The organism is Stenotrophomonas sp. 71799_Sma (assembly GCF_056482505.1).
In genome coordinates, this window is record NZ_CM151202.1 from 1779110 (window position 1) to 1791290 (window position 12181).

Consider the following 12181-nt stretch of genomic DNA (forward strand, 5'->3'; position numbering starts at 1 on the left):
TCAGTGGCCGCAGCGCAAATGACGCGCCGGGAATTGTCCAAGGGCAGTAGAGCGCCCTGGCCGGGACCGTGAGCGGCATGGATGCCGCGATCGAGCCCCCATGGATGGGTTTACGGCGTGTCCCGGCCAGGGCGCTCTACTGCCCAAGCCGGGAAGCCTGCCGCGGCTTTTCGCTTCAGGCGTCTTTCGCCTCATGCGGCGCCGCCGCCGCCGCGGCATCGTGCCCCAGCTCATACTCCGCGTCGTACTCCCACGGCCCACCATCAGCCGCCGCCGGCCCGCACGAAATCGAAATCGCACCCTGGTCGGCCGGACCCACCACACGACGGTTGATCGCGAACAGGTTGCGGCCCAGATCATGCGCGGCAGGCGCGGTGTTCGGCGCCAGCGGACGTGCAGCCCATTCGGCTGCGTCCACCAGCACTTCCAGCGTGCCGGCCTCGCCATCGAGGCGGATCATGTCGCCCTCGCGAACCTTGGCCAGCGGACCACCCCGCGCCGCTTCCGGCGTCACATGGATCGCCGCAGGAATCTTGCCCGAGGCGCCGGACAGGCGGCCGTCGGTGACCAGCGCCACGCGCCGGCCCTGGTTCTGCAGCAGGCCCAGCAGCGGCGCCAGCGAATGCAGTTCCGGCATGCCGTTCGCACGCGGGCCCTGGTAACGCACCACCGCCACGAAATGCTCGGGCAACAGGCCGCCGGCATGCAGCTTGTTCAACACCTGCGGCGCATCGACCACCACCGCCGGTGCTTCGATCGTGCGGTATTGCGGCTTCACCGCCGACAGTTTGATCAGCGACTTGCCGAGGTTGCCGCGCAGCAGGCGCAGGCCACCCTGGTGTTCGAACGGATTGTCGACGCCACGCACCACCTCTTCGTCGGCGCTGCGTTCCAGGCCCGGCAGGTAGACCAGCTTGCCGTCGCGCAGCTGTGGTTCGCGTGCGTAGTCGGCCATGCCGCCACGCGCCACGCTGACCAGGTCGCCGTGCATCAGGCCGGCCTTGATCAGTTCGCCGAACACGAAGGCCGGGCCGCCGGCAGCTGCAAAGCGGTTCACGTCGGCTTCGCCGTTCGGGTAGACGCGGGCCAGCAGCGGAATCAGCTGCGACAGCTCGTCGAAGTCGTCCCAGGTCAGCACGATGCCAGCCGCGCGTGCCACCGCGATCCAGTGGATGGTGTGGTTGGTCGAGCCGCCGGTCGCCATCAGCGCAATGACCGCATTGATGATCGCGCGCTCGTCGATGATCCGGCCGAGCGGACGGAAATCGTCGCCCAGTGCGGTGATGTCGAGCGCGCGCTCGGTGGCTTCACGGGTGAGGGCGTCGCGCAACGGCGTGCCTGGATTGACGAACGATGCGCCCGGCAGCTGCACGCCCATCGCTTCCAGCAGCACCTGGTTGGAGTTGGCGGTGCCGTAGAAGGTGCAGGTGCCCGCACCGTGGTAAGAGGCCGATTCCGCTTCCAGCAGTTCCTCGCGGGTGGCCTCGCCGGCGGCGTAGCGCTCGCGCACTTCGGCCTTCTGCTTGTTCGGGATGCCCGGGGTCATCGGGCCGGCCGGCACGAACACCGCCGGCAGATGGCCGAAGGCCAGCGCACCGATCAGCAGGCCCGGCACGATCTTGTCGCACACACCGAGGTAGACGGTGGTGTCGAACATATCGTGGCTGAGCCCGATCGCGGTGGCCTGCGCGATCACATCGCGCGAGAACAGTGACAGTTCCATGCCGCCGCGGCCCTGGGTGACGCCGTCGCACATCGCCGGCACGCCGCCGGCCACCTGTGCGGTGGCGCCCAGCTCGCGGGCGATCTCGCGGATCTGCTCGGGATAGGTCTCGAACGGCTGGTGCGCCGACAGCATGTCGTTGTAGGCGGTGATGATGCCGAGGTTCGGCGTCACGCCGCCGCGCAGGCGGCTCTTGTCGGTGCCGCCGCAGGCGGCGAACCCGTGGGCGAGGTTGCCGCAGCTCAGGCGGCTGCGGAACGGGCCTTCACGCAGGGAGGCGTCGATCGCGGCCAGGTAGGCGGCGCGTGAGGCGGCGCTGCGGCGGATGACACGCTCAGTGATGGCTTGCAGTTGCGGATGGAGGCTCATTGGCTACCGGCGTTCGTGGTGGCGAGAGGCAAGCGGCGGCACGGCGCCGCCGCCAACATCAATCAGCCCAGTGGACGCGCAGGCGCGCGCCGTCCAGGTTGATCGCATTGAGGATGGGGTAATGCTGGGCGTCATTGCTGTCCAGCGCCTGGCGCAGTACCTGCAGCTTCTGCTTGCCGCGCAGCAGCAGCAGGCGCTGGCGGCACTGGCGCAGGCCATGCGGGGTCAGCGTGATGCGCAGCGGCCACTGGTTCGCGCCCGGGCAGCCGGTGGCATCCAGCGCCGCGTAGGGCAGGGTGCTTTCCAGTGCGCGGGCCAGGTCCTTCGAGCCGGGGAACAGCGAGGCGGTGTGGCCGTCGTTGCCCATGCCCAGCGCCACCAGGCTCGGCGGTTGGCTGTGCTGCGCCTGCAGGTTGGCGGTGTACACGCATTCCGGAAGCGGCTTGCCGATGCGCACCAGTGGATCGAAATGCGCACCTTCGGCGCGCTTGAGCAGATTCTCGCGCACCAGCCAGGCATTGCTGTCGCGATCCTGCGGCGACAGCCAGCGCTCATCGGCCAGGCTCACTTCCACGCGGTCCCAGTGCACGTCCAGTTCGGCCAGCGCCTGGTAGACCGGTGCCGGCGTGGTGCCGCCAGACAACAGGATGCGGGCGCGGCCCACTTCGTTGATGTCGTGGTTGAGGGTCTGCGCCATCTCAGCGGCCACCGCCTCGATCCAGCCATCGGCATCGCCGTGCTGGATGAACTCGATGCGGTCGTCGTGGAAGGTGGTGGGGCTCATGCGGCAACTCCAGGTGCGTCACGTTCGGCGTCGGCGGCGTAGGCGGCGGCGCCCAGCAGTCCGGCGTGGGGATGCATCACGGCCAACGAGGGCACCCGCGCCATGATCGAAGAGAAGCGGCCCTTGTGTTCGAAGCGCTGGCGGAACCCGGAGTGCTGCAGCGAATCGAGCATCTTCGGGGTCAGCCCGCCGGTCAGGAACACGCCGTCCCACGCGCCCTGGGTCAGCACCAGGTCGCCGGCAATGGCGCCGAACACGGCGCAGAACACATCGACGGTGCGCATCGCCTGCGGATCGCCATGCAGGGCGCGGGCGGTCACGTCCACCGGCTGCAGCTGGCCCGGGTCGATACCGGCCATCTCGCACACCGCGCGATGGATGTTGACCAGGCCAGGGCCGCAGATCAGGCGCTCGTTGGAGACGCGGCCGAACTGTTCGGACAGGATCTCCAGGATGCGGATCTCCTCCGGGGTTCCCGGCGGGAAGCTGACATGGCCGCCTTCGGTTTCCAGCGGGTAGCAGCGGCCGTGGCGCAGGATCAGGCCACCGACACCCAGGCCCGTACCCGGCCCGATCACCGCGTAGTTGCGCGGCTGGCCGGGTTTGCCCGGCACCCAGGCGGCACCGCCGACCTGGACCACGTCATCGGGCTGCAGCAGCGAAATCGCCATCGCCTGTGCGGCGAAGTCGTTGATCAGGTGCAGTTCGTTGAAGCCGAGCATGGCGGCGGTGCGGCTGCGCGAGATCACCCACGGGTGGTTGGTGATGCGCGCTTCGTCACCGTCGACGCGACCGGCCACCGCGAACACGCCGCGGCTGGCCGTGGCGCCGATCTGTTCCAGATGGTGGCGCGCGGCATCACCCAGCGACGGGAACTCCGCCACCGCGTACTCGCGGATGCTGTCCTTCTGCAGTGGTGCGTCCTGCGAAGTGTCAGCCAGGGCGAAGCGGGCATTGGTGCCACCGATGTCGGCGACCAGCACCGGCTGCGAGCTGGCGCTCATGCCGACGCTCCGCTGTCCGGCGCGTCCACGCCCTGCGGCAGGAACTCGCCGGCATTGCTCGGCCCCCATTGGCCGGCGGGGTAGGGCTCCAGCGGCAGCTTGGCGTCCTTCCAGGCGTCGGCGACGCTGTCGATCCAGGCCCACGCTGCGCGCACTTCGTCGTCGCGCACGAACAGCGTGTGGTTGCCGTTGAAGGCATCCAGGAACAGGCGTTCGTAGGCGATGCGGCGGTGCAGGCCAGTCGGCACCGACAGTTCCAGTTCCAGCGGATGCAGCTCCAGCGCGCCCCATTCCGGGCCGGCCAGGCTGCTCATCAGGCCCAGTTCGATGTTTTCCTGCGGCTGCAGCTGGAACACCAGGCGGTTCGGTGCGGCCTGCGCGCGCTGCGGGCGCTCGAACAGCCAGTGGGTGACCGGCTTCAGCGTGACCACCACGCGGGTGGTGCGTTCGGGCAGGCGCTTGCCGGTGACCAGGTGGAACGGCACGCCGCTCCAGCGCCAGTTGTCGATATGCGCGGTGACCCCGGCGAAGGTCTCCACGTCGCTGCCTTCCGGCGGCTGGTAGGCCTGGGCCGGCTGGCCGTTGATGGTACCGGCGGTGTAGCGGCCACGGATGCTGTCACGCGCGGCGTGCTTGGCATCGAGCGGGCGCAGGGCGCGCAGCACCTTGACCTTCTCGTCGCGGATGCGGTCGGCTTCCAGCGAGGCCGGCGGCTCCATCGCCACCATGCACAGCAGCTGCAGGATATGGCTCTGCACCATGTCGCGCAGCGCGCCGGAGCGGGCGTAGTAGGCGTCGCGGCCATCCACGCCTTCGCTTTCGGCGACCAGGATGTGCACCGATTCGATGTAGTTGCGGTTCCACACCGCTTCCAGCAGCGTGTTGCCGAAGCGCAGCGCGATCAGGTTCTGCACCGCCGCCTTGCCCAGGTAGTGGTCGAGGCGGAACACACGATCCTCGTCGATCCACTGGCCGATGGTGCTGATGATTTCCTCGGCGCTTTCGCTGTCGCTGCCGATCGGCTTCTCCAGCATCAGGCGTGCCGGTGCGGCGAGGGCGCCACCCTTGGCCAGGCCTTCGCAGGTGGAGATGTACAGGCCCGGCGGAATGGCCAGGTAGCTGACGCACTTGCGGTGCACCAGGTCGGAGACTGCGGCGGCAACCGAGTCGACGTCGCGCAGGTCCACCGAACGATAGTCGATGCGGCGCAGCAGGGCGCTGATGTCGTCCTGCGTGGCCATCGGCATGGCCTGCTGCAGGCGCGGCCGCAGGATGTCATGGAAGGCTTCGGTGTCATGCCCGGACAGGGCCAGCGCACGGATGCGGAAGTCCTCCGGCAGCAGGCCGTCGCCAAGCAGGCGAAGCAGCGAAGGGAACAGGTAGCGCTGGGCCAGATCACCTGTGGCACCGAACAGGAAGAGGGTGTCGTGCATCGCTCGAGTTTCAGATCCGGGTGACATCGTTGTCAATCGCTTCATGGCTGGGTTCGGGGGACATCCGCGCAACTGCCTGTCCGAGGTTCGTCAGGGGCGATCTCCGGGGTAGCGGAAGACCGTTCCATTCGAAACCACTGCCTCGGCGGAACCTTCGTTCAACCGCCGACGCAGATCGGTGCGCACCGATCATCGGATAGTGCCACGTGAAAACGTTTACATGGCAGAATGGGCAACTGTATTCGATTGCAGTGCTCGCCGTCATGCGGCAGGCGCGCAATCATCACTGCCATCGGGAGGGCCGAGGCAGTCCCAAAAGACAGCCCGGCTTCGGGCGGACCGGATAGGTGATATGGCAAAAGTGCAGTTGCAGGGTGTGCGCAAGGTCTATGACAACGGCCAGGTCGCGGTGAAGGACGCCAGCTTCGAGGTCGCCGATGGCGAGCTGATGGTGCTGGTCGGTCCGTCCGGCTGTGGCAAGTCGACCCTGCTGCGGATGGTGGCTGGCCTGGAGGAGATCAGCGGCGGCACGCTGACCATCGGTGATCGCGTGGTCAACGACGTGGCGCCGAAGGACCGCGACATCGCCATGGTGTTCCAGAGCTACGCGCTGTACCCGCACATGACCGTGGCCGAGAACCTGGCCTTCGGCCTGAAGCTGCGCGGGCATGACAAGGCGACCATCGACAAGCGCATCGCCGAAGCAGCGCAGACCCTGGGCCTGACCGAGATGATGGACAAGCTGCCCAAGGCGATGTCCGGTGGCCAGCGCCAGCGTGTTGCGCTGGGCCGTGCACTGGTGCGCGAGCCGGCGGTGTTCCTGCTGGACGAGCCGCTGTCCAACCTCGACGCCAAGCTGCGCCACAGCGTGCGTACCGAGATCGCGCAGCTGCATCGCAAGCTGGGCACCACCATGATCTACGTGACGCACGACCAGGTCGAAGCGATGACCCTGGGCCAGCGCATCGTGGTGCTGAAGGACGGCATCATCCAGCAGATCGATACGCCGATGGCGCTGTACGACCGCCCGGCCAATCTGTTCGTGGCCGGTTTCCTCGGCAGCCCGGCGATGAACGTGCTGCGTGGCACGCTGCAGGGCGATGCCGGCGGCGTGACCGTGGTCGACGGCGAATGGCGTGCACCGCTGGGCCAGGCCACGATCGATCCGGCGTGGCTGCAGAAGCCGATCGCGGTGGGCGTGCGCCCGGAACACCTGCAGCCGGCCCGTGCCGATGATGCGCATGCATTTGCCGCACGCATTGAAGGCATCGAACCGGTCGGTAACGAGATCTTCGTCAACCTGAGCAGTGGCCAGCATGCGCTGACCATGCGCGTAGCGCCGCAGTCGCTGCCGGCGGTGGGCGAGCAGATCCGTGTGGCGATCCACCCGCAGGGCCTGCACTTCTTCAACCCGGAAACCGGCGAGCGCCTGTAACGGGTAGTGCCGGCCGCTGGCCGGCAACTTCAACCATGCGTGGTTGCCAGCCAGCGGCCGGCACTACCATTCCTTGCATCCACCGGATTCAGCGCGCCAGGCCATCCAGCAACGGCATGCGCTGCGCGATGGCATCACCCACCTGCAGATCAGCGTCGCTGGCCTCCAGCGGCAGCACCGCCAGTGCCAGGTCGCCGGCCACGCAGGCAATCGTGCCCAGCGCTGCGCCGTCCTGCTGCACGCCATCGCCTGCCTGCGCCGGTGCCGCGGTATGCAGCAGCTGCACCGCACGCTTGGCCTTGCCGAGGAAGTGGGTGCGGGCGACGATTTCCTGGCCGGGATAGCAGCCCTTCTTCACGCTGTAACCGTTCAGGCGGTCCAACCCCAGCTGCTGCGGGGTCCACACTTCGCGCTGGCTTTCTTGCAGCCGGGGCAGGCCGTAGCGCAGGTCGGCCTGGCGCCAGGCCAGTGCGAAAGCGGCCTCATCGGCTTCACTGCCGGCGGCGAAGGCATCGGCGCTGCCAATGCGCAGGGTCCGCGGCAAGGCGTCGCTGCCCAGGTCCAGTTCCCAGCCGTCACCTGCGGTCTGCGCAATCGCAGCGCCGCTGGCGGCTTCGGGCGCAGTGAACGCACCGGCCACGGCCAGATCGCTGCGCACCAGTACCTTCACCTTGCGGCGGAACACGAAGCGCTGCAGTTGCGACGCAATCGCATCGGCATCGCCGTCGGCCAGCACCAGCATCACGTGGTCGTCCGCTAGCCGAAGCAGCTGGAACACCGCCAGGGTGCGGCCCTTGGCGCTCAGCCAGGCGCTCCACTGCCAGTGCTGCAGGGGCAGGGCGGTGACATCGCTGCTGAACTGGGCGTGGGCAAAGACAGCTGCATCCGGGCCTTGCAGGCTCAGCAGCTGGTGGCCGGGCAGGCGCGGATATCCGACGAAAGCAGGGGGCAGGTTGTCAGGCACGTGAACGAGGTCTAAAATTTGTGCGTTGCGAGACCGAACATGATAGGCCAAACAACCCCCACTCCCGACGACGAATCTGAAGCCCCGCTGGTCCCCGCGGCACCCGTGCCCGTGGAACAGGAAAAAGCAGAGGAATTCGGCGGCCGCGGCGGACTTGATCCGGTGCGGTATGGCGATTGGGAGAAAAACGGACGCTGCATCGATTTCTGATCAGCATTGAGCCAACGCGGCCGTGTGCCGCCCAGCCGAGACAACGAGCCCAGCGAATGGCGACCAGACAACGCCCACTTTCCCCGCACCTTCAGGTGTATCGCTGGCAGATTCAGATGGCCACCTCGATCCTGCATCGAGCCACTGGCGTCTTTCTGTCTGTTGGTGCCCTCATCATCGCCGCCGGCCTGCTGGCCCTGATGATGGGGCCCGAGTCCTGGAACTGCTTCACCGGCCACGCCGGGGCCTGGTATGGCCGCGTGTTCCTGTTCGCGTGGACATGGTCGTTCGCCTATCACCTGTGCAATGGCATCCGCCATGTGGTGCAGGACTTCGCCATCGGCTTCAGCATCCCCGCCTTCATCCGCAGCAGCTGGCTGTCGGTCATCGGCAGCCTGGTGATCACCCTGCTGGTGTGGGCCTATGTGATGTTCGGAGGTGCCGCGTGAGCAAGTTCCGTACCCCGTTGAAGAGCGTACGCGGCCTCGGTTCGGCCAAGACCGGCACCGAGCACTTCGTGCACCAGCGCCTGACCGCCGCCGCCCTGGTGGCCCTGGGCATCTGGTTCCTGGTCTTCGTGCTGGGCCTGCTGGGCTCGGACTACGCGACCGCCGCCGCCGCCGTGGCCAAGCCGTGGAACGCTGTGCCGCTGATCGGCCTGCTGATCGCCATGTTCTGGCACGCGCAGCTCGGCATGCAGGTCGTGCTGGAAGATTACATCCACGAATCGCTGCTGGCCCTGGTGCTGCAGACCGCGGTGAAGTTCGTCGCCGTGCTCGGCATGATCGTCAGTGTGTTTGCGGTGGGCCGCATCGCCCTCGGCGTTGCCTGAGCCCAGGCACCTACACAGGAATCCAGATTAGATGTCCGCTTACAAGATCACCGAACACAAGTACGACATGGTCGTGGTGGGCGCCGGCGGCGCCGGCCTGCGCGCCACGTTCGGCCTGGCCGCCAAGGGCCTGCAGACCGTGTGCCTGACCAAGGTCTTCCCGACCCGTTCGCATACCGTTGCCGCCCAGGGCGGTATCTCGGCCGCACTCGCCAACATGGGCGAGGACGACTGGCGCTACCACTTCTTCGACACCATCAAGGGTTCGGACTGGCTGGGCGACCAGGACGCCATCGAATACATGTGCCGTGAGGCCATCCCGGCCATCATCGAGCTCGAACACTACGGCGTGCCGTTCTCGCGCACCGCCGAAGGCAAGATCTACCAGCGTCCGTTCGGTGGCATGACCACCAAGTACGGCGAAGGCCCGGCGGCGCAGCGTACCTGCGCGGCGGCCGACCGTACCGGCCACGCGATGCTGCACACCCTGTACCAGCAGTCGCTGAAGCACGACGCGCGCTTCATGATCGAGTACTTCGCACTCGACCTGATCTTCGATGACGAAGGCGCCTGCCGCGGCGTGCTGGCTCTGGACATGTCCGACGGCACCCTGCACCTGTTCCGCGCCCAGGGCGTGGTGCTGGCCACCGGCGGTTACGGCCGTGCCTACTTCAGCGCCACCTCGGCGCACACCTGCACCGGCGACGGTGGCGGCCTGGCCATGCGTGCCGGCATCGCCATGCAGGACATGGAGTTCGTGCAGTTCCACCCGACCGGCATCTATGGCGCCGGCTGCCTGATCACCGAGGGTGTCCGCGGTGAAGGCGGCATCCTGCGCAACAGCAGCGGCGAGCGCTTCATGGAGCGCTACGCGCCGCACTACAAGGACCTGGCCTCGCGCGACGTGGTCAGCCGTTCGATGACCATCGAGATCCGCGAAGGCCGCGGCGTCGGCGAGCACAAGGACCACATCCTGCTCGACCTGACCCACCTCGGCCCGGGCGTGATCGACGAGAAGCTGCCGGGCATCGCAGAAAGCGCCCGCATCTTCGCCGGCGTCGACGTGCACAAGCAGCCGATCCCGGTCATCCCGACCGTGCACTACAACATGGGCGGTATTCCGACCAACTATCACGGCGAAGTCGTGCGCAAGGTCGGCGACAACCCGGATGCCGTGGTGCCGGGCCTGTACGCCATCGGTGAAGCCGCCTGCGTGTCCGTGCACGGCGCCAACCGCCTGGGCTCGAATTCGCTGCTGGATCTGGTGGTGTTCGGTCGTGCGGTGGCCAACCGCTGCGCCGAGACCATCAAGCCGGGCGCGTCGCACAAGCCGCTGCCGGCCGATGCCTGCGACAAGGCGCTGGGCCTGCTGGACAAGCTGCGCCACGCCAACGGCGATACCCCGACCTCGGTCATCCGCGATCGCATGCAGCGCACCATGCAGGCCGACGCGGCCGTCTTCCGCACCAGCGAGACGCTGAAGGAAGGCTGCGAGAAGATGGACAAGATCTTCGACTCGTTCCAGGACGTGAAGGTCTCCGACCGTTCGCTGGTCTGGAACTCGGACCTGATCGAGACCTACGAGCTGAACAACCTGCTGCTCAACGCGGTGGCGACGATCAACTCGGCCGAACAGCGCAAGGAAAGCCGCGGCGCGCATGCGCACGAGGACTATCCGGACCGCGACGACGTCAACTGGCAGAAGCACACCCTGGTCAGCGTCGACGAGAAGGGCAAGTGCAGCTTCGACTACCGTCCGGTGCACATGTACACGTTGACCGACGACGTGTCCGTAGTGCCGCCGAAGCCGCGCGTGTACTGATCCGACCCCGCCTACCATGCAATCCGCGCCCACGGGCGCGGGCCGCCTGAGCCAACGAGAGCAGCCATGGCCGAGTTTTCACTCCCCAAGAATTCCAAGATCACGAAGGGCAAGCACTTCCCCGTCAAGAACGGCGGCAAGAACGTGCGCACCTTCAAGATCTACCGCTGGAGTCCGGACGACGACAGCAACCCGCGCACCGATACCTATGAAGTCGATCTGGACGCCTGTGGCCCGATGGTCCTGGACGCCCTGATCAAGATCAAGAACGAGATCGACCCGACCCTGACCTTCCGCCGCTCCTGCCGCGAAGGTATCTGTGGTTCGTGCGCGATGAACATCGACGGCACCAACACCCTGGCCTGCACCCGAGCCATCTCGGACTGCGGCAAGAAGGAAGTGCCGATCTACCCGCTGCCGCACATGAACGTGGTCAAGGATCTGGTTCCGGACCTGACCCACTTCTACGCGCAGTACGCCTCGATCAAGCCGTGGATCCGCACCCAGACTCCGGCACCGCCGGATCGTGAGCGCCTGCAGTCGCCGGAAGACCGCAAGAAGCTGGACGGCCTGTACGAGTGCATCCTGTGCGCCTGCTGCTCGACCAGCTGCCCGAGCTACTGGTGGAACGGCGAGCGTTACCTGGGCCCGGCGATCCTGCTGCAGGCCTACCGCTGGATCATCGACTCGCGCGATGAGGACACCGGTGCGCGCCTGGACGATCTGGAAGATCCGTTCAAGCTGTACCGCTGCCACACCATCATGAACTGCGCCCGGACCTGCCCGAAGGGCCTGAACCCGGCGCTGGCGATCGCCGAGATCAAGAAGCTGATGATGGAACGCCGCGCCTGATCAGGCCTGGCTGTACCCGGTAGAGCCACGCCACGCGTGGCTGTGCCACCCCAGTAGAGCCACGCCATGCGTGGCTTTGCTGTATCTGGAGAAACATGATGGAAGAAGACGTTCTGCTGAAGAAGCTGCGCTGGCGTTGCCGCCGCGGCATGCGTGAGCTGGACCAGCTGTTCGGTCGCTACCTGGACCACGAATGGAGCACTGCGCCGACCGAAGAGCGCGAGGTTTTCCTGTTCCTGCTCGACTGCGAGGACGATAAGTTGTGGCGCTGGTTCATGGGCTATGAGGCCTGTCCACATGCGCACGCGATCCCCCTCATGCAGAAGATCCTCGCCCTCAAGCCTTGAGTGGCGCCCCTCGCGGCTGCAGGCTGCCGCCCAGTTGGCGGTGCTGCTGGCTGCGCCCTGGCTGCTGCGTGCATCGGATCTGCCTTCACGGCTGCTGATGCCCGCGGTGGTGCTGGCCTGGGTCATCGGGTTGGCCGAACTGGCCTGGCGCCAGCGCAGGCCACGCGTGCAGGTGCTTCTGCCGCTACCACCTGAGCCGCTGCAGGTGGCCGGGCAGGACGCCGATGCACCCCAGCTGGTCGTGCGTGGCCCATGGCTGTTGTTGCTCTGGCGTGAGGATCGGCGCCGCCGGCGCCTGCTGTTCTGGCCGGATGTGCTCGATTCCGGGCAGCGACGTGAACTGCGACTGGCCGTGGCCGCACGTGGCGTTTCCCGTAGGCCCCGGTCGATGGCACCATAAGCTGAA

At 67.0% G+C, this 12181-nt stretch carries 13 protein-coding genes; 8 read left to right on the top strand and 5 right to left on the bottom strand.

Going from position 1 to position 12181, the window contains the following annotated elements; translation table 11 throughout:
* Positions 1–175: 175 nt before the first annotated feature.
* From edd to zwf, 4 genes are read right to left on the bottom strand one after another with little or no spacing between them, the layout of a single operon-like run.
* Positions 176–2092: a phosphogluconate dehydratase gene (gene edd, locus ACZK4Z_RS08290; RefSeq protein WP_125895701.1), complete on the bottom strand. Its 1917-nt coding sequence runs from the start codon at positions 2090–2092 to the stop codon at positions 176–178.
* Positions 2093–2150: 58 nt separating this feature from the next.
* Positions 2151–2876 carry a 6-phosphogluconolactonase gene (pgl, locus tag ACZK4Z_RS08295; protein ID WP_125895702.1) on the bottom strand — a complete coding sequence of 242 codons (726 nt, stop codon included), beginning with the start codon at positions 2874–2876 and terminating at the stop codon, positions 2151–2153.
* A complete protein-coding gene (gene glk / locus ACZK4Z_RS08300; protein WP_049400948.1) occupies positions 2873–3880 on the bottom strand; it encodes a glucokinase in 1008 nt (335 codons plus the stop codon). The genes pgl and glk overlap by 4 nt, the downstream gene beginning before the upstream one ends.
* Complete coding sequence (gene zwf / locus ACZK4Z_RS08305) at positions 3877–5313, bottom strand: glucose-6-phosphate dehydrogenase (protein ID WP_010484333.1); 1437 nt, start codon at positions 5311–5313, stop codon at positions 3877–3879. The genes glk and zwf overlap by 4 nt, the downstream gene beginning before the upstream one ends.
* 352 nt (positions 5314–5665) lie before the next feature.
* On the opposite strand from zwf, the gene ACZK4Z_RS08310 reads away from it, so the two are divergent.
* Positions 5666–6748 (top strand): ABC transporter ATP-binding protein, encoded by a 1083-nt coding sequence (locus ACZK4Z_RS08310; RefSeq protein ID WP_125895703.1) that lies wholly within the window; start codon positions 5666–5668, stop codon positions 6746–6748.
* An 88-nt stretch (positions 6749–6836) separates the two neighbouring features.
* On the opposite strand, the gene ygfZ is transcribed toward ACZK4Z_RS08310, so the two are convergent.
* Positions 6837–7712: a CAF17-like 4Fe-4S cluster assembly/insertion protein YgfZ gene (gene ygfZ, locus ACZK4Z_RS08315; RefSeq protein WP_125895112.1), complete on the bottom strand. Its 876-nt coding sequence runs from the start codon at positions 7710–7712 to the stop codon at positions 6837–6839.
* 39 nt (positions 7713–7751) lie between these two features.
* On the opposite strand from ygfZ, the gene ACZK4Z_RS08320 reads away from it, so the two are divergent.
* The 7 genes from ACZK4Z_RS08320 to ACZK4Z_RS08350 all read left to right on the top strand — a co-directional run bounded on the left by ACZK4Z_RS08320 (position 7752) and on the right by ACZK4Z_RS08350 (position 12175).
* A complete protein-coding gene (locus ACZK4Z_RS08320; protein WP_005409075.1) occupies positions 7752–7922 on the top strand; it encodes a DUF1674 domain-containing protein in 171 nt (56 codons plus the stop codon).
* A 56-nt stretch (positions 7923–7978) separates the two neighbouring features.
* Positions 7979–8371 carry a succinate dehydrogenase, cytochrome b556 subunit gene (gene sdhC / locus ACZK4Z_RS08325; protein WP_024958620.1) on the top strand — a complete coding sequence of 131 codons (393 nt, stop codon included), beginning with the start codon at positions 7979–7981 and terminating at the stop codon, positions 8369–8371.
* Positions 8368–8754: a succinate dehydrogenase, hydrophobic membrane anchor protein gene (sdhD, locus tag ACZK4Z_RS08330; RefSeq protein WP_032128865.1), complete on the top strand. Its 387-nt coding sequence runs from the start codon at positions 8368–8370 to the stop codon at positions 8752–8754. Before sdhC ends, sdhD begins: the two co-directional genes overlap by 4 nt.
* A 31-nt stretch (positions 8755–8785) precedes the next feature.
* Positions 8786–10576, top strand: coding sequence for a succinate dehydrogenase flavoprotein subunit (sdhA, locus tag ACZK4Z_RS08335; protein WP_125895113.1), 1791 nt, complete (start codon positions 8786–8788; stop codon positions 10574–10576).
* A gap of 66 nt (positions 10577–10642) precedes the next feature.
* Positions 10643–11428 (top strand): succinate dehydrogenase iron-sulfur subunit, encoded by a 786-nt coding sequence (locus ACZK4Z_RS08340; protein ID WP_005409079.1) that lies wholly within the window; start codon positions 10643–10645, stop codon positions 11426–11428.
* A 98-nt stretch (positions 11429–11526) separates the two neighbouring features.
* On the top strand, positions 11527–11775 hold the full coding sequence (locus tag ACZK4Z_RS08345) for an FAD assembly factor SdhE (protein ID WP_005409080.1): 249 nt from the start codon (positions 11527–11529) through the stop codon (positions 11773–11775).
* Positions 11726–12175: a hypothetical protein gene (locus ACZK4Z_RS08350; protein WP_125895115.1), complete on the top strand. Its 450-nt coding sequence runs from the start codon at positions 11726–11728 to the stop codon at positions 12173–12175. Before ACZK4Z_RS08345 ends, ACZK4Z_RS08350 begins: the two co-directional genes overlap by 50 nt.
* Positions 12176–12181 lie beyond the last annotated feature (6 nt).